Source organism: Bartonella krasnovii, assembly GCF_003606345.3.
GTDB lineage: Bacteria > Pseudomonadota > Alphaproteobacteria > Rhizobiales > Rhizobiaceae > Bartonella > Bartonella krasnovii.
In genome coordinates this window covers 562,329-579,707 of sequence record NZ_CP031844.2, presented here as the reverse complement: position 1 = coordinate 579,707, position 17,379 = coordinate 562,329, and the positions used below count along the sequence as shown (strand labels likewise).

The window sequence follows — 17,379 nt, the reverse complement described above, 5'->3', positions numbered from 1 at the left end:
GGATATACACTCTTTAAATCCGCTTTTACCATATTCATATACCACGCACACAAACAGTTTACGTAAAGCACTTAAGATAGCTCAAATGAGCATTGCTAATGGATTTTCAATCATCTTCTTAAAAGTCCGTGCAAGCTCTGCTGCCAGTGCACCATCAACAGCACGATGATCAACGGAAAGTGTAACAGACATGATGCTCGCAATTCCTAATGCACCATTTTTAACAACAGCACGTTGCTCACCTGCACCAACCGCAAAAATCGTCGCATGCGGCGGATTAAGAATAGCAGAAAAACTTTTCACGCCATACATTCCCATATTCGATACAGCTGTTGTTCCCCCCTGATATTCTTCCATTTTTAATTTGCGCTCACGTGCACGCTTTGCATAATCTTTCATCTCATTAGAAATAACCGATAAAGACTTTTCCTCTGCATGGCGAATAATGGGGGTAATTAATCCATCTGGAACAGAAACAGCAACCCCAACATCACAGTGCTTATGATGAAGTATGCCTCCTTCAAGCCAAGAAACATTCGCATCAGGAACGGCTTTCAAAGAAAATGCTACAGCTTTAATAACCATATCATTAACAGATAGCTTATAAGCGGGATTTGCGCCATCTTGCGTCTCAACCATGGGTGCAGCAGCATTCAATTGCGCGCGTAGTTCCAATAATGCATCGAGTTCACAATCTACCGTTACATAAAAATGCGGCACTGTCTGCTTTGATTCAACCAAACGTTTAGCGATTGTTTTACGCATATTATTATGAGCTGTGAATGTATATTCACCCTCTTTAAAGAGTTGTAATATCTGTTTATCAGACATACCTGCTGCAGCCAACTTGCTGATTGATGACGAATAAGAAGCTTGAGAGATATCACCGCTCATAGCTTTTTCCACATCGCGCTTGATAATACGTCCACGAGGACCACTTCCAGAAATAAGGGATAAGTCAAGACCTGCCTGAGAAGCTAATCGCCGCGCTAAGGGAGAGGCAAAAAGACGAGTTCCCTCTTTATTTTGCTGTATTAATTTCTGAGCGGATGATTCATGAGACATCTTTGTCCCCTTTGAGTCCATCTGCTTCAAAGAATCTACCTGTTTTTCGCCCTTTGGTTCTTGTCTTATAGAAGAAGAAGTCTTTTCTGCAACTTTTGCAGCTTCAGTTAAATCTTCACCTTCTTCTGCTAAAACAACAATCAAAGAATTCACTTTAACGCCTTGTGTTCCGGCAGGAACAACAATTTTGGCAACTGTCCCCTCATCAACGGCCTCGACTTCCATCGTCGCTTTATCCGTCTCAATTTCAGCAATAACATCCCCAGAGGAAACCTTATCACCCTCCTTAATATTCCATTTTGTTAAATTTCCCTCTTCCATCGTAGGGGAAAGCGCTGGCATTGTAATTTTAATAGGCATTGTGCTTTCCTCCGTTATGCTCTGTACGTCACAGCCTTAACGGCCTCAATAATTTCAGCAGTATCAGGCAAAGCCAACTTCTCAAGATTAGCAGCATAAGGCATCGGAACATCTTTGCCAGAAATCGTCGCAATTGGCGCATCAAGATAATCAAAAGCCTGTTGCATAACACGCGTTGCTATTTCAGTTCCTACAGATGACTGAGGAAAACCCTCTTCAATTGTTACCAAACGGCCCGTCTTTTTAACGGAAGAAAGAATTGTCGGAAGATCCATCGGACGAATGGTTCGTAAATCAATTAACTCAACATCAATACCAAGTTTTTCAATTTCTGGTAATGCTTGAACAGCATAATGCATACCAATCCCACAGGCAACAATCGTCACATCTTGTCCAGACTTATGAAGTCGTGCCCGACCAATAGGCAAAATAAAATCATCGAGTTGAGGTACCTCAAATTGATGCCCATACAAAATTTCATTTTCAAGAAAAATAACAGGATTATCATCACGAATAGCCGCTTTTAGCAAACCTTTTGCATCTGCAGCACTATAAGGCATAACAACTTTCAAACCTGGAATATGACCATACCAAGCAGCATAGCATTGAGAATGTTGAGCCCCAACACGAGCAGCCGCGCCATTGGGACCACGGAAAACCATAGGAGCTGTCATTTGTCCACCAGACATATAACGCGTCTTTGCTGCTGAGTTAATAATTTGATCCATTGCCTGCATAGCAAAATTAAATGTCATAAACTCGACAACAGGACGTAACCCTCCAAATGCTGCACCAACAGCCAGTCCAGCAAAACCATGTTCTGTAATTGGGGTATCAATAACGCGCCGTTCCCCGAATTCTTCCAACAAACCTTGACTAACCTTATAGGCTCCTTGATATTGCGCAACTTCTTCCCCCATGAGAAAAACCTTTTCATCACGCCGCATTTCTTCAGCCAAAGCCTGATTAAGCGCTTCACGAACTGTCATTGTCACCATTTCTGTTCCCGCTGGAATATCAAAATCAGGAGGTGGAGCAAAAGCAAGAGACTGGGGAACTGATGAAGGAAGAGAAGGAGAGGACACTTCAGGTTTTTGCGCTGTATTGGTAGGGTGTGAAATATCTTCAGCACGCTCACCTTCTTCTAACAAAACTGCAATAACACTGTTAACCTTTACGCCTTCAGAGCCTTCAGGCACAAAAATTTTACCAAGAGTACCTTCATCAACAGCCTCTACTTCCATTGTCGCCTTATCCGTTTCAATTTCAGCAATAACATCGCCAGAGCTAACCTTATCACCTTCTTTCTTGAGCCATTTAGACAGTTTACCTTCTTCCATCGTTGGCGAAAGCGCCGGCATCAAAATATCAATAGACATACTTGCTTCCCTCGCATCAAACTAAAATATCAGTATAGAGCTCAGAAGCATCTGGCTCTTGATCACTTTGTGCAAAATCTGCTGCGTCAGCAACAATTGCACGGACTTCTTTCTCAATCGATTTTAAAGCATCTTCGCTCGCCCAATTTTGTTTAAGAATCCGACTTTTTACTTGATCAATCGGATCGTGTTCCTCTTTTATTTTTTGGACTTCTTCTTTAGAGCGATATTTTGCTGGATCAGACATGGAATGACCACGATAGCGATAGGTCTGCATATCGAGAATGATCGGACCTTTCCCTGAACGAGCCCAAGAAATTGCTTCATCAGCAGCTCCTTTTACGGAGCGAACATCCATACCGTCAACAACAATGCCTGGAATTTCAAAAGAAAGACCGCGGCGAGAAAAATCAGTTTCTGCAGATGCACGTGAAACGGATGTTCCCATAGCATACTGATTGTTTTCAATAATATAAACTACGGGCAGCTTCCAAAGTGAAGCCATATTAAAACTTTCGTAAACCTGCCCCTGATTTGCAGCGCCATCACCAAAATAAACCAATGTCACATTATCTTTACCAAGATATTGATTCGAAAATGCCAAGCCTGAACCTATGGGAACCTGCGCACCAACAATACCATGGCCCCCATAAAAATTCTTTTCTTTAGAGAACATATGCATCGAGCCACCTTTGCCTTTGGAAAATCCCCCTTGGCGTCCCGTTAATTCTGCCATGACGCCCCGCGGGCTCATCCCAACAGCTAACATATGACCATGGTCACGGTAAGACGTAATAACTTGATCACCTTCTTTTGTTGCCTTTAATGTTCCGATAACAACAGCTTCCTGTCCAATATAAAGATGACAAAATCCCCCAATAAGCCCCATACCATAAAGTTGTCCTGCTTTTTCTTCAAAACGGCGAATTAAAAGCATTTCACGATAGGCATCAATTTCTTCCTCTTTTGTAAAATCTGCTATTGATGCTTTCTTTGTGGTGCTTGATAATGCAGTGCGCGCCACCAACGCAGAATTTTTTTTAAGTCGTTCTGCCATATTAAACTCCCTTTTATGATTATTTAGGAATAACCTTTACGAACAAAAGTTACAAGCCTTATCAATCAGCTTAAACAATATCATTGCGGATTGTCGTTTAAATTAAGCGATTTTCCATTTACCTTTGGTATCATTTTAAGGCATTAAGACTGTCAATTCATTTGGCTTAGAAAAATTTAAATTCTTTCGGACATATTCATCCAACATATCCTTTTCAATATGTCCATTACGTAAAAGAGAAATACGCTTTTCAATGAACTCCCGCTCAGCTTCTATTTTATGAAGCTCCTTTTCTAATTCACTAATCTGCTGATTAACTTCACTGCGTGAATATAGCCCATACTCACCATGATAAATATGGTAACTGAAATAGCTTAAAACACCCACCGTCATAAGCGGTAGTACAAAACGCACTTTGATTGATCGACGTTTCTGCTTTGTCCACATAAAATAGCACAGTCTCTACAGCACAAGTTTCTTCATATTCTGCCTAACTATGCACGATTTTGATTAACACCTCATTACTCAATCTACACACGCAAAAAATTTGTTATTACCAATTTATCCCCCCCTTGATAATCAAAGTAAGCTGAATACCTCACTTTCCATATTATAAATCGGATATTCACTAACTTGTGATTTTATGCCCATCTTTGTCCTTAAAATTTCCTGTTAAAATGACTATAAAATCAATCAATACCCAAGGTGTAATTATCAAAAAAATCCCTATAAGCCCTACCGGCATAAATATTACACTTATTATACTTATTACACTTATTATAGTTATAAGAAGCATTATAATGCCTGTTACAATTTTACCAACCATAAAACGATGAATCCCCAATCCACCCAAAAAAAAGCAAACGACTGCTAACGTCACTTTTGATTGTTGTGACTGACCTTCAGTCGAGATAGGGAAAATAGATTTAACGGTATCCCCTTCACAGACAAAATCAACCATATCACCAACCTTCGGCGGCTTTTTTCCTGACCAATCCCAATTCGCAAACTGATAGCGCTTACCATCAGCTCCTGAAATGAAATATGTTCCCTGATCCTGACTAATAATCTTACCTTTCATCTTCACCACCTATAAAATTGTTATTCATAAAGAAGTTTTTCTTCTAATATGATCATATGTTAGATAAACCTCACCGCATGAGTACAATCTGCACTCACCGTGATATATGACAATTTAAAAAGCTTAAAATCCCCCAACAACTTAAAATTCCCGCCAATTATAAGTGGCAATACAAAGCACGCTGTTCGATTTGCACTTTTACTTTTTTTCATATGAAATAGTACAGTCTTTTTCAATAGTTTTATTTAAATATTTATAATTTTATTTAATATTTAACATTATATACACATACTTAAATAATTCACATTATTAAATTAATACCTTAATAAGAATAAATAAAATGTTTGTTTGTGTATAATTTTATATGATTGCTACCACTTTGTAATTTTATTGCCATTTACATCCCTAAAATACCCAGATAAAATAACTATAAAATCAATAAATGACCAAGGCATAGTTATAAAAACAATAAAAAAAACAAATCCGATCCCCAGAGTAAAAAATCCAATTATTATACCTAGTATACTTAAGACAAGCATTACTATACCTGTTGCAATTTTACCGGCCATAAAGCGGTGAATGCCCAACCATCCAAAAAACCAACAAACAAGAGCTAAAGCTAATCGCGATTGTTCTATTGTTGTTCGATCCCCAAAAGGGAGAACAGACTTAATGCTCTCTCCTTCACACACAAAATCAACAGTGTCTCCTACCTTTGGTGCTTTTTTTCCTAACCAATCTTCACACGAAAATTGATAACGTTTGCCATCATCTCCCGAAACAAGATACATCCCTTGATCTTGACCAATAATCATACCTTTCATCTTTAACACCTATAAAGCTGCTCTCTATGTGTTATTCATAAAGAGATTATTTCTAATTTGATAATATGCTGATTAACTTAACGGCGTAAATAAAATTTGTAGCAGCCGTGATAAACGTGAAATTAAAATAGCTTAGATCCCCCCCAATGGTCTAATGTTTTCAGCTGCTATAAGCAGCAATACAAAACATACCTTAGTTGATTTACGTCGTTTTTTTACTCATATAAAATAGCACAGTCTTTTTCAATACTTTTACTTGACTGTGCATATTTTTCTTAAAATCTCACACTAAAGAAATAGAGTACAATAATTTGGCATGATGAACTTAATATATTGGTCAAAATAAAAAGCAAACTAAATCATCTACTTCTTATTATAAATTATAAAAATTTACAGATCTGTAATCTGATTCCCATTTTTATCCGTAAATTTTCCAGCAAGAATGAGTATGAAATCAACAATTGCCCAAATACCAGTGATCACCAATCCAGCAACCGATAAAGATAGAACGAGCATTAAAGCACCCGTCCGAACTCTCCCCACCATAAAGCGATGGACACCAAAAATACCTGCACACCAACAAAGGAGTGCAAACATTATTTTTGAGTTTTCTGTACCTGATCTCAACAATGGAAAAACAGAACTAACGACACCTCCTTCGCAGACAAAGTCAACAGTATCACCAATCCTCGGGGGTTTCTTTCCCAACCAATCCCAAGTCGCAAACTGATAACGCTTACCATCATCACCCGAAACGAGATATGTTCCTTGATCTTGACTAATAATTGTACCTCTCATCTTAATCCCTATAAATTTAAATGACTATAAAATGATTGCTCTATGTCTTTGATAAGACATCTTAACTTCATAATCTAAATGATCTTATACTTTCATATTTTGTGCTCACAACAATCAACGATATACATCACCAGCATAACGTGCTTGGACCCCTAGCATTTCTTCAATACGAATAAGTTGATTGTATTTTGCTAATCTATCCGAACGAGCAAGAGAACCTGTTTTAATTTGTCCACAATTCGTTGCAACCGCAAGATCTGCTATGAAAGAATCCTCCGTTTCGCCTGAGCGATGAGATATAATGGCACGATAACCTGCTTTATGTGCGACTTCTACAGCATCAAGTGTTTCACTCAATGTCCCAATTTGATTAACTTTTATGAGAATAGAATTGCCTACCCCCATTTTAATACCATCATGCAAACGTGCTGAATTTGTTACAAATAAATCATCGCCAACAAGCTGACATTTTTTTCCAATTGTGTCAGTAAGAAGCTTCCAACCTTCCCAATCATCCTCTGCCATTCCATCTTCAATGGTAACAATAGGATAACTTTTCACAAGGTGCGCCAAGTAATCTACCTGTTCTTGGATGTCACGACATTTTTCCTCACCTTTATAAAAATATGAACCATTTTTATAAAATTCAGTGGAAGCACAGTCTAAACCAATGGCAATTTGCTCACCTGGTTTATAGCCACATGTTATTATGGATTCTATAATAAAATCAATTGCTTGGTCTGCACTTTTAAATTGAGGTGCAAAACCACCTTCATCACCAACATTGGTATTATATCCCGCATCTTTTAAACGCTTTTTCAACGCATGGAAAATTTCAGCACCATAACGGATAGCTTCTTTCACGCTAGGGGCTCCTACCGGAATAATCATAAACTCTTGAAAATCAATTAAGTTATCAGCATGAACCCCACCATTAATAATATTCATCATAGGTGTTGGAAGAATATGCGCTTGTGGTCCACCAATATAACGATACAAGGGTAAATTTAATGAGTCCGCAGCGGCTTTTGCAACAGCCAATGAAACACCAAGAAGTGCATTGGCACCAAGACGGGCTTTGTTTGGCGTTCCATCCAAAGCAATCATTGCTTGATCAATAGCAATTTGGTCTCTTGCATCCCTCCCACCAAGTTCTTCAAGAATTTCGCCATTAACTGCAGCAACTGCTTTTTCAACACCTTTCCCTTGATAACGCGGACCACCATCACGAAGCTCTATAGCCTCATGTGCCCCCGTTGAAGCTCCTGAGGGAACCAACGCGCGACCAAAAGCGCCATTTTCCAAATGAACGTCAACTTCTACCGTCGGATTACCACGGCTATCAAGAACTTCACGTCCAATGATATCAACAATGATTGTCATCTATGTTTCCTTATCCAATAAAAGTCGCGATTCATTTCTAATGTCCTAATTCATGAAATATTTCTTCTTAATTCAACTTCTTTGACAAATGATCAAATTCCATTAGAGTCTCAAGTAATCTTTGTAAATTATCAATTTTAACCATATTGGGTCCATCAGAAGGGGCATGATCTGGATCTTGATGTGTTTCTAAAAAAATACCGGCAACCCCAACAGAAACAGCCGCACGCGCTAATATTTCAACAAATTGACGCTGTCCTCCAGATGAAGCCCCCTGCCCTCCAGGTTCTTGAACAGAATGTGTTGCATCAAAAATAACAGGAGCTCCAAATGAACGTAAAATAGGCAACGAACGCATATCCGAAATAAGTCGATTATAGCCAAATGATGTGCCGCGCTCACAAAGCATAACATTTGGATTACCACTGTAAACAACCTTTTTTAAAACATTCTCCATATCCCACGGCGCTAAAAACTGCCCCTTTTTGATATTAATAACACATCCTGTTTTTGCGGCTGCGACTAAAAGATCTGTTTGACGACATAAAAAAGCAGGTATTTGTAAAATATCAACCGTAGAAGAAACAATGCTACATTGCTCTTCGGTATGCACATCAGTCAATATGGGACAATCAAACTCTTTTTTTAAATCAGAAAAAATAGCCATTGCTTTTTCAAGACCAATGCCACGTGCTGCATTCAAAGAAGTTCGGTTGGCTTTATCGTAACTTGATTTATAAACAAACCCGATACCAAGCTGATCGGCAATTGTTTTAATACGACCAGCTATTTCAAAAGCATGATCACGACTTTCCATCTGACACGGCCCTGCAATTAATGAAAGGGGCATTTCATTTGAAAAAATAACATTTCCAACTTTTACACGCGCATTTGGTTTTGTCATTTTATCCCTCAAAAGCAAAGTAACCAAATTTATCCCTTAAACCAATCGACTTTGTTCTACAGCTGCCTCAATAAAAGAAGAAAAAAGCGGATGTGGATCAAAAGGACGTGATTTTAATTCTGGATGATATTGAACACCGATGAACCATGGATGATCTACATATTCTATCGTTTCCGGCAAAATACCATCGGGAGACATGCCAGAAAAAATCAAACCGCACTGCTCTAACTTATCTTTATAATCAATATTAACTTCATAACGATGACGATGCCGTTCAACAATCTTTGTCATTCCATAAATTTGGGCAATATGACTTTCTTCTTTTAATTCAGCAGTAAAAGCCCCAAGACGCATGGATCCACCGAGATCACCATTTCTTGTCCGTTTTTCAAGAACATCGCCTCTGAGCCATTCTGTCATTAAACCTACAATTGGATTTTCTGTTTCGCAAAACTCACTCGATGAAGCATTCTCAATCTGTGCAATATTGCGTGCAGCTTCTATACAGGCCAATTGCATTCCAAAACAAATCCCTAAAAATGGAATTTTACGCTCTCGTGCGAATCGAATTGCTCGAATTTTTCCTTCTGCCCCTCGAGCCCCAAAAGCCCCAGGAACCAAAATTCCATGCGCTTTTTGTAAAGCTAAAACGGAATCTTCTTTTTCAAGAACTTGCGAATCAATCCACTCAATATTAACTTTTACTTTATTCGCTAAACCACCATGCGCAATCGCTTCGATAAGAGATTTATAAGCATCCTTTAACCCCGTATATTTTCCAACAACAGCAATCGTAACTTCTCCTTCGGGGTGGTGAATGCGATGCGTAATATCTTCCCACTGATCCATCTGAGGAGGAGGTGCCGAATCAATTCCAAAAGCACAAAGAACTTCAGAATCTAAACCTTCTTTATGATAGGCCATGGGAACATCATAAATTGTTGGCATATCTAATGCCTGAATGACCGCTTTGGCACGAACATTGCAAAAAAGTGATAATTTGCACCGCTCTGTTTCCGGAATAGACCGATCTGCTCGTACAAGTAAAATATCAGGAGAAATACCAATTGATTGTAATTCTTTGACAGAATGTTGTGTTGGTTTCGTTTTTAACTCACCTGCTGAAGGAATATAAGGCATTAATGTAAGGTGGACATAAACAACATTTTGTCGGGAAAGTTCATTACCAAGCTGACGAATCGCTTCGAGAAAAGGCATGGCTTCAATATCACCAACTGTTCCACCTATTTCACATAAAACAAAATCAAATTCTTCATTTCCGCTCGTAATAAATCGCTTAATTTCATCCGTAACATGAGGAATAACTTGAACTGTTGCCCCCAAATAATCACCACGCCGTTCTCGTTCAATGATATTGCGATAAATACGCCCTGTTGTAATATTATCTTGGCTATTTGCAGAACGCCCCGTAAAGCGCTCATAATGGCCAAGATCAAGATCCGTTTCCGCACCATCATCAGTCACAAATACCTCACCATGTTGATAAGGCGACATCGTCCCCGGATCAACATTTAAATAGGGATCAAGTTTGCGAAGGCGCACACGATAGCCACGAGCCTGTAATAACGCTGCCAACGCCGCCGCTGCGATGCCTTTTCCAAGGGAAGAAACCACACCACCAGTAATAAAAACATAACGTGCCATGGGCTTATGGTGATAAGCAATTTATAATGATTTTTCCAGCAAAAAATGCAAAAAGAAACAGTTTTTCTTCTAAAATAAAATAAAAAATAAAAAAGGTGAAAAAAACACCTTTTTTAAAATCTATATTTTCTTTAAAAACTATTTTGTACTGTTATCCGGAATTGTATTTTCAAGAACCGGTGGAACTGGGGTTTCCGCTTCAGGATTTTTAAGCGATTTTTGTTCCTTCGGAGAATCCGAAGTCCCTCCTAGCTGTTCAAGAATAGAAGGGGAAGACTTACTATCTGATGATGGAATTGATTCTGAGCCTTTATTGGTAGAGCTCTGCTCTGAATTAACCGGTATACGCTTTAAAATGTCAGAACTCGAATTTGATATACTTCCCACAACAGTAAGTCCAATAGACACAACAAAAAAACAACAGGCTAAAATAGCTGTCAACCGTGTTAAAGGATTTCGAGATCCACGGGTTTTCATCAACCCTGAGCTATTACTCACACCGAGCCCACCGCCTTCTGAAGGTTGGATTAAGATCACACCAACCAAAGTAATTACAATCAATAAATGAATAACAATAAGTACTGTTTGCATAAACCCTGCTCTTTAAATAACTCTTTTATAAGCTCTTTACACATAAATAACACACAATCCAAGGGGGAACTCAAATTTCTCTTCTATAATTTACGACAAACATCACAAATCGTTAAAAAATCAATCGCTTTTAAACTGGCTCCACCGATCAAAGCTCCATTAACATGAGGAATGCTTAAAAGCTCAAAGGCATTGGATGGCTTTACAGATCCACCATAAAGCAAACGTATCTTATTACCTTCATCACCAAAACGAGAGCGCATCTTATTACGAATGAAATGGTGCACTTTTGCAATATCTTCTGAAGTTGCTGTATTGCCAGTACCTATCGCCCAAACAGGTTCATAAGCGATAATGGCATTCTCTGCTGTTGCATCATCTGGTAAAGATCCTTCAAGCTGCTGCGAAAGAACATCCAACACTTTATTATTATCACGCTCCTCCAATGTTTCACCAATGCACACAAGCGCCACAAGACCTGCGCGCCACGCTGCTTGCACTTTAGCACAGACAATTGCATCATTTTCCTGATATACTGTACGACGTTCCGAATGTCCAAGAATAACATGACTTGCTCCGGATTCTTTAAGCATAAAAGCTGAAATATCCCCCGTATAAGGACCATGATCATCAAAGTGACAATCTTGTCCTCCTAAAAGGAGATTTTCACCATCCAGCGTATCATAAGCACGCGATAAAAGCGTTGCTGGAACACAAATGAGCGCTTCAAATAGATGACTGAGATCAGAGCTCATGCCTGTAGCAATAGCACGCAGCTCTCCAAGCGCTTCACCCGTTCCATTCATTTTCCAATTTCCAGCAAGAAAAGGCCGAATATTTGGAGACATATTTTTACCTCAAGAGCTCTTATAACACTTTGTTTATCTGTAGTATCAAATTATAAAACGAAAGCAAGTCTTTAAAAGCTTGCATCTTTCGTCTCTTTATTGCAAATTCAATTACTACTTTGGTAATAATTTATTGTTAAAAATGGGATTGAACAATGCTTGACGTCATAAGAAGTGCTACAAATTCTTGGATTTCCAGAGTTTTCCTTGCTATTTTACTCTTATGCTTCATTCTTTTATGGGGGATACCACAGTTACACACAAGAAGCGAAAGAGATCTTATTACTTCTGGAAAGTCCATCATAACGATCGATGATTATCGTCTTGCACTTGCTGATCAAAGCGCACGTTTAGCACAGGCAGCTCATCTTGGACGAATGTTTACACCAAATGAAATGCAGCAATACCAAATTCCTGCTTTTGTGTTTAATCAATTGCAACAAAATGTACTGCTTGATGAACAAGTCCGTAAAATGAAAATAAATCTTTCGAAAGATACAATCGCTCATACGATTAGTTCTGATAAGATGTTCCAGGTAAATGGTACATTTGATAAAGATTTATTTTATAACTATCTTCAGCATTTACGTATCAGTGAAAGTGCTTTTCTTAATTATTATACCAAACAAGAAAAGCGTAACCAACTTATTGCAGCTTTGCTTTCTGATATAAAAGCACCAAATCTCTTTTATAAAGCACTTGCTCTTTATCAAGGAGAAATGCGGAGCGCTGATTATCTCGTTATTGATCTCAAAGAAAAGCAAATGATTGCTGATCCTGATCACGAAACACTACAAAAATGGTTTGAAACCCATCAAAGTGAATTTCGCACTCCGGAATACCGGACTGTCTCTTTACTATCAATGCAACTTAATGATTTCATAAAACCCAATGATATCTCAATAGATGAAGCAAAAGCCTATTATACCCAAAATGAGTCACATTTTGTAACGCCTGAAAAGCGTATATTCGAAGAACTGCGATTCCCCACACGCGAAGAAGCCGATAAGGCAGCAAAAAAAATAGCCGATGGATTGAGTTTTGATGAACTGGTAAAAGCTGAAAAAAAGACTCTTAATGACATAAAAAAAGGGCCTCTTGCAGAAAATGAACTTCCTAATCATCTTGCATCGGAAATTTTTGAACTTCCACAAGGACAAATCAGTCCTGTAATAAATGATTTACAGGGTCCTATTCTCGTTCGCGTCACACATATTGAACCTGCAAGCGCACTTCCTTTTGAAAGTGTAGAAGAAAATATTCGCCAAACTCTTGCAAAAAATCGTGCAGCTAATGAGATCCGTAACAATTATGTGGCCATTGAAAATGCTCGTTTTGAAGGCGCTTCTTTTAAAGAGCTTGCGGACCAGTACAAGTTAACTCTGCGCACAATTACCCTTGATAAAACAGGCAAAACGCTTGAAGGTACAATCCTCACGGATTTGCCTCAAAAAGATACTTTACTAAATGCCATCTATCAATCAAATGAAGGCGTCGATCTTGACCCTCTCTCTTTTCAAAATGGTGGATATCTCTGGTATAAGGTCGATAAAATTATTCCTGCCCGCGATAAAACATTAGAAGAAGCTAAGATAGATGTTCTTTCTCAATGGAAAAATGAGGAGATCCAACGCCTTCTTGATGAAAAAGCCCAAAGTGCTCTCAAACAGCTTATGGAAGGAAAAAGTCTTGTTGCCCTTGCTCAAACACTTGGTGTTACAAAACAAACAACGCCCCTTCTCCGGCGTCAAGATCCCTCTGAAATCCTTGGTGTTGAAGGAATTAAAACATTATTTTCTGGTCCCAAAGGTCATTATGGCATCATAAAAGGTCCGGTTGTAACAAACCGTATCGTTTATCAAATAAAGTCTGTAACGATGCCTAAAGACATCACGCCTCATACTCTTCCATCCGAAGTTCGGGCCAATATAGATATGATGATAAGAGAAGATCTCAAGCTAGAAATGTTACAAATTGCCAATAAAGAACATCCTTTGGAAATTAATAGCAAAAATTATAATCAGATCTTTAACGCTCTCCAATAAAAAGGATATATATAATTTTTAAAAAACTTATTTGATAGAATTTCCATTAGCACTTCGTCTATCGTTGAAAAGATAAGGCCGGTCTTTTGTTTGATTCTCGCTTAAGATCGGCATTATCATTAACTCTCTCGCAAATCAGTGTGTATATAGATTTGCAAGAAAACAGATGAGGGATAATGCGAAGTCTGTTTTTTTTTAACGTGGTAAGCAATATTATCCATCTAAAAACGAGTAAAGGTGTGTTGCCAATTCCGCTATAAATATCATCCCTCTTGTCATTACATTTAAAGCTTGTCATATCGCCACTCTTAACATTCAGTTCATAAGGTACGTATTGCTTCTTCCTTAAATGATTTTCGTTGACACACCCAACTTATGATATGAAAAAACTATTTTAAAATTCATTATAAACGTAATTAAAAACGAGAAAATCTTTATTTATTCAACGCTCTCATTCAATATAGAAAAAATAAACTCTCATGATAAATTGATATCTTTATATATTATAGCAATCATCAATTATGGATTCATAACTTTAATTTCTCAAAAATGAGCGCTCTTCTATAGCCTTAATAGGCTGCCAAAGCAATTTCCCTCATAATAAAATAGAAATTATATTTCATTTGCAAATAAGACACGAGCAATACATTTAGAGTACTCAATATCAAAATTCTTCATCAAATGTATCAATGTATTAGCTTTATCTTATGTCTTTCTTTATTTTATAACACATTGATTTACAATGATAATATAGTGTTATTATATTAAATAAAAATCCTAAATACTATAAACTTCTTTTATTCCAAACTTGTTCCATGTTGAATCAATCAAAATTTCTCACTTACACGTTATAAGCGGAATTAGCGTTTGGATAAACATTAAAGAAATGACATACCTTTTATGAAGAACTCCAGAGGTTATCGCAATATTGGGAGATGAACACCGATATAACAATGATGCCAGCTTGTCTCTCAGCCATCCAGTACACTGCATTTTCAAGGTCTTAAAATTGCTTATTCTTTTGCGTTGATAGAAAGAACTATATCAATGTCTTCGATAACAAAGAAATGGTTTTGAATTTTAATGTCTCTTTTTATCTTCAACATGAAAAAAATCAATCTAACTCTAATCTCATCATATTCTTTTACAATATCTTTGGAAAATGACCGCTTAGTGCTGCTCTTGTTATCAGCCAATAGCGATGTATTAATGACAAAGTTGCACTTTCTTGAAAAGTTGCAGCTCCCAACTGTAAAGCCTTTTGGAGAGAATCCGGTATAATGACCAATGGAAGAAAGGCTGGCTTAAGAGCTCTAGGTAAGGTATGAAAAGATGCATAAAACTTGGTATAATGATCACGTGATAATGCTACCATAGCTTCAACAATACGGCCCTTTTGTTGATCACTGAGACGATGAGAATCCAAATCCTTCCTATTCATTCCTATAGCCTGCAGCATATCAGTAGGTAAATAGTAGTGATAGCGTGATTGCATAAAAGATAAAAGGCGCAGTACACCGCTTAATCCTTGAGCAATTCCCCCATGTTTATAGGTATCTGTAAAATTTTGTTCGGCATCAGGATCTAATATCTGACAAGAAAGTTGTAAAATTATACTTGCTGTTTCACCACAATAATGCTCAAGATCATGAAGCGTTTCTAATGGGTTGTGGTAAAGATCTAAAATTTGTGCATCACAATACCGTAAAAAAGCTGTCTTAGGTAAATTAAAAAGAGTCATTGCTGTTAATAAATCACTTAAAATCGGATTACTTGCGCTCGTTTGCATTTCCTCATGCTCAATAGAATCATACCACCAGCGTAATCGTATTTCGCCGATGAGTGGATCATGAACACTTTCGCGAATACGAGAAATCTCAGCATTAAATGCGTAAAGAGCAGCCAATGCTTTTCGCTTTTTTTTAGGTGAAAATAAAACCGATATATATCGATCACGATCTATGGTACGTAAAATATCAAGACAATAAGGAAGAGAACCTATCATTCTATGAACCTATTAACGCCCCTTTTTAGCCATTCAATTAATATTCTCTTTTTATTCATATTTAAAAATGAGAGATAAGAAAATACAGTTTGTAAAAATAAGATTTTTAAATGTATCTCTTCATGTCTGATGAATGAAAGTTTCTTTTTTACTGACTTTTCTTTTCAAAAAAAATTCAAAATGAAATAAACTATTTTTTTAATAAAAATGTATCTTATAGGATTTAAGCGTTTATTTGTCGTAAAAACAGATAAAATTAACCGTAACATGTGTCATGAAACTTAGGAACAGACAAAGAAAAATACTTTTTGACTGAATAGATGACAACACACTGATCACCCAAAACTTCATCAAATGCTTGGACTCTTCCCACAACTTAAAAGAACAAAGATTCCTATTCTCACTGATCTGTCAAAAATCCAATTGCTTTTGACGGTTTCCTGCCTCTCGTAACGAATTAATTTATAATAATAACTTATCGTTTTATCTGTTAAATCAGATCCCCTAATATCATATGATTCTCTCATTTTGTGCCTATTTCCTTTCATCTTATACGTAAAGCGGGTATGTAGGTAAAATTAAAAAGGAATAAAAATGCTTCTTATGAATAACCTCAAATGTCCGAGGCTTATCACTTATGTGATACGCTAGGCTCTAAATATATTAAGTTATGTATAATACTTTATTTTTATATTACCGCCTTAAACGATGGTATTTTGAGACACAACAAAATAATCACACACGTCTTTTATGCTAGATAAGGATATCTATTTTATTAAACAATGCTTTATTCTACCGCAAATAATAATGCCGCAACAGCGCGATCTTCAGCCAATAAAACATTAAATGTACGCACTGCTGCTCCTGTACTCATTGTATCTGATGAAATACGCTTTTCCCATAAAAGGACCTGTAACTCTTCAGGCAATCGTAATAATTCTGTTCCAGTCCCTATTAATAAAACCTCAATATCGTTTGCTTCTTCTAAAATACGAGATAGATCCCGTTGAGTGGGAACAGGCCCTAGCATATCAATGCCATAAATTCCTGATGGGATACAAATAATAGAACCTCTATGAGACATATCAGCAAAACGAAATCCACCATTTCCATAAGCATCAATAGGCGCACGACTTGGAAAATGTGCTTCACGAATTTGAATTGCATCGGACATGAATAAGCACCTTTTATTTTTAAAAATTCACTTGTCTTTTACTTCTTACCATAAAAATCAACGGGAATATAAAACAATGATATGTTAACCGTAGCCTATCAGAATATTGAGGTAGAGCTTTTTACTATAACACCTTGTTTGGGCTACACAAAAATATATTGAAAAGTTAACAATAAATCACGATTAAATGCTATCTATCT

General features: G+C 37.3%; 15 protein-coding genes. 1 reads left to right on the top strand and 14 read right to left on the bottom strand.

Going from position 1 to position 17,379, the window contains the following annotated elements; translation table 11 throughout:
- Nucleotides 1-81 precede the first annotated feature (81 nt).
- The 12 genes from D1092_RS02335 to tpiA form a co-directional block, all read right to left on the bottom strand.
- Entirely contained in the window at nucleotides 82-1,425 is a 1,344-nt protein-coding gene (locus tag D1092_RS02335; RefSeq protein WP_120122019.1) for a pyruvate dehydrogenase complex dihydrolipoamide acetyltransferase, read from the bottom strand.
- A gap of 14 nt (nucleotides 1,426-1,439) precedes the next feature.
- Complete coding sequence (locus tag D1092_RS02330; protein ID WP_120122018.1) at nucleotides 1,440-2,804, bottom strand: pyruvate dehydrogenase complex E1 component subunit beta; 1,365 nt, start codon at nucleotides 2,802-2,804, stop codon at nucleotides 1,440-1,442.
- A gap of 16 nt (nucleotides 2,805-2,820) precedes the next feature.
- Nucleotides 2,821-3,861, bottom strand: a complete 1,041-nt coding sequence (pdhA, locus tag D1092_RS02325; RefSeq protein ID WP_120122017.1) for a pyruvate dehydrogenase (acetyl-transferring) E1 component subunit alpha — start codon at nucleotides 3,859-3,861, stop codon at nucleotides 2,821-2,823.
- A gap of 135 nt (nucleotides 3,862-3,996) precedes the next feature.
- Nucleotides 3,997-4,308 carry an FtsB family cell division protein gene (locus D1092_RS02320; RefSeq protein WP_120122016.1) on the bottom strand — a complete coding sequence of 104 codons (312 nt, stop codon included), beginning with the start codon at nucleotides 4,306-4,308 and terminating at the stop codon, nucleotides 3,997-3,999.
- Nucleotides 4,309-4,489: 181 nt separating this feature from the next.
- A complete protein-coding gene (locus D1092_RS02315; protein ID WP_120122015.1) occupies nucleotides 4,490-4,942 on the bottom strand; it encodes a TM2 domain-containing protein in 453 nt (150 codons plus the stop codon).
- A gap of 371 nt (nucleotides 4,943-5,313) precedes the next feature.
- The gene (locus D1092_RS02310; protein ID WP_120122014.1) at nucleotides 5,314-5,766 is read right to left on the bottom strand and encodes a TM2 domain-containing protein; all 453 of its coding nucleotides are present in this window, start codon (nucleotides 5,764-5,766) and stop codon (nucleotides 5,314-5,316) included.
- A gap of 390 nt (nucleotides 5,767-6,156) precedes the next feature.
- Nucleotides 6,157-6,564: a TM2 domain-containing protein gene (locus D1092_RS02305; protein WP_120122013.1), complete on the bottom strand. Its 408-nt coding sequence runs from the start codon at nucleotides 6,562-6,564 to the stop codon at nucleotides 6,157-6,159.
- 114 nt (nucleotides 6,565-6,678) lie between these two features.
- Nucleotides 6,679-7,947 (bottom strand): phosphopyruvate hydratase, encoded by a 1,269-nt coding sequence (gene eno, locus D1092_RS02300; protein ID WP_120122012.1) that lies wholly within the window; start codon nucleotides 7,945-7,947, stop codon nucleotides 6,679-6,681.
- Between the two features lie 67 nt (nucleotides 7,948-8,014).
- Nucleotides 8,015-8,851 carry a 3-deoxy-8-phosphooctulonate synthase gene (gene kdsA / locus D1092_RS02295; RefSeq protein ID WP_120122011.1) on the bottom strand — a complete coding sequence of 279 codons (837 nt, stop codon included), beginning with the start codon at nucleotides 8,849-8,851 and terminating at the stop codon, nucleotides 8,015-8,017.
- A gap of 36 nt (nucleotides 8,852-8,887) precedes the next feature.
- Nucleotides 8,888-10,516 carry a CTP synthase gene (locus D1092_RS02290; RefSeq protein ID WP_120122010.1) on the bottom strand — a complete coding sequence of 543 codons (1,629 nt, stop codon included), beginning with the start codon at nucleotides 10,514-10,516 and terminating at the stop codon, nucleotides 8,888-8,890.
- A gap of 138 nt (nucleotides 10,517-10,654) precedes the next feature.
- On the bottom strand, nucleotides 10,655-11,107 hold the full coding sequence (secG, locus tag D1092_RS02285; RefSeq protein WP_120122009.1) for a preprotein translocase subunit SecG: 453 nt from the start codon (nucleotides 11,105-11,107) through the stop codon (nucleotides 10,655-10,657).
- 83 nt (nucleotides 11,108-11,190) lie between these two features.
- The gene (gene tpiA / locus D1092_RS02280) at nucleotides 11,191-11,955 is read right to left on the bottom strand and encodes a triose-phosphate isomerase (RefSeq protein ID WP_120122008.1); all 765 of its coding nucleotides are present in this window, start codon (nucleotides 11,953-11,955) and stop codon (nucleotides 11,191-11,193) included.
- Nucleotides 11,956-12,110: 155 nt separating this feature from the next.
- Between tpiA and D1092_RS02275 the strand changes: the two genes are divergently transcribed.
- A complete protein-coding gene (locus D1092_RS02275) occupies nucleotides 12,111-14,000 on the top strand; it encodes a peptidyl-prolyl cis-trans isomerase (RefSeq protein ID WP_120122007.1) in 1,890 nt (629 codons plus the stop codon).
- Nucleotides 14,001-15,144: 1,144 nt separating this feature from the next.
- Here D1092_RS02275 and D1092_RS02270 read toward each other — a convergent pair.
- A complete protein-coding gene (locus D1092_RS02270; protein ID WP_120122005.1) occupies nucleotides 15,145-16,005 on the bottom strand; it encodes a phytoene/squalene synthase family protein in 861 nt (286 codons plus the stop codon).
- Nucleotides 16,006-16,792: 787 nt separating this feature from the next.
- Nucleotides 16,793-17,179 (bottom strand): Mth938-like domain-containing protein, encoded by a 387-nt coding sequence (locus D1092_RS02265; RefSeq protein WP_120122004.1) that lies wholly within the window; start codon nucleotides 17,177-17,179, stop codon nucleotides 16,793-16,795.
- Nucleotides 17,180-17,379 lie beyond the last annotated feature (200 nt).

What these genes read in the sequence shown, in the direction of transcription:
- D1092_RS02335 (WP_120122019.1), bottom strand. Translation starts at nt 1,425, where the DNA reads ATGCCTATTAAAATTACAATGCCAGCGCTTTCCCCTACGATGGAAGAG.
- D1092_RS02330 (WP_120122018.1), bottom strand. Translation starts at nt 2,804, where the DNA reads ATGTCTATTGATATTTTGATGCCGGCGCTTTCGCCAACGATGGAAGAA.
- pdhA (WP_120122017.1), bottom strand. Translation starts at nt 3,861, where the DNA reads ATGGCAGAACGACTTAAAAAAAATTCTGCGTTGGTGGCGCGCACTGCA.
- D1092_RS02320 (WP_120122016.1), bottom strand. Translation starts at nt 4,308, where the DNA reads ATGTGGACAAAGCAGAAACGTCGATCAATCAAAGTGCGTTTTGTACTA.
- D1092_RS02315 (WP_120122015.1), bottom strand. Translation starts at nt 4,942, where the DNA reads ATGAAAGGTAAGATTATTAGTCAGGATCAGGGAACATATTTCATTTCA.
- D1092_RS02310 (WP_120122014.1), bottom strand. Translation starts at nt 5,766, where the DNA reads ATGAAAGGTATGATTATTGGTCAAGATCAAGGGATGTATCTTGTTTCG.
- D1092_RS02305 (WP_120122013.1), bottom strand. Translation starts at nt 6,564, where the DNA reads ATGAGAGGTACAATTATTAGTCAAGATCAAGGAACATATCTCGTTTCG.
- eno (WP_120122012.1), bottom strand. Translation starts at nt 7,947, where the DNA reads ATGACAATCATTGTTGATATCATTGGACGTGAAGTTCTTGATAGCCGT.
- kdsA (WP_120122011.1), bottom strand. Translation starts at nt 8,851, where the DNA reads ATGACAAAACCAAATGCGCGTGTAAAAGTTGGAAATGTTATTTTTTCA.
- D1092_RS02290 (WP_120122010.1), bottom strand. Translation starts at nt 10,516, where the DNA reads ATGGCACGTTATGTTTTTATTACTGGTGGTGTGGTTTCTTCCCTTGGA.
- secG (WP_120122009.1), bottom strand. Translation starts at nt 11,107, where the DNA reads ATGCAAACAGTACTTATTGTTATTCATTTATTGATTGTAATTACTTTG.
- tpiA (WP_120122008.1), bottom strand. Translation starts at nt 11,955, where the DNA reads ATGTCTCCAAATATTCGGCCTTTTCTTGCTGGAAATTGGAAAATGAAT.
- D1092_RS02275 (WP_120122007.1), top strand. Translation starts at nt 12,111, where the DNA reads ATGCTTGACGTCATAAGAAGTGCTACAAATTCTTGGATTTCCAGAGTT.
- D1092_RS02270 (WP_120122005.1), bottom strand. Translation starts at nt 16,005, where the DNA reads ATGATAGGTTCTCTTCCTTATTGTCTTGATATTTTACGTACCATAGAT.
- D1092_RS02265 (WP_120122004.1), bottom strand. Translation starts at nt 17,179, where the DNA reads ATGTCCGATGCAATTCAAATTCGTGAAGCACATTTTCCAAGTCGTGCG.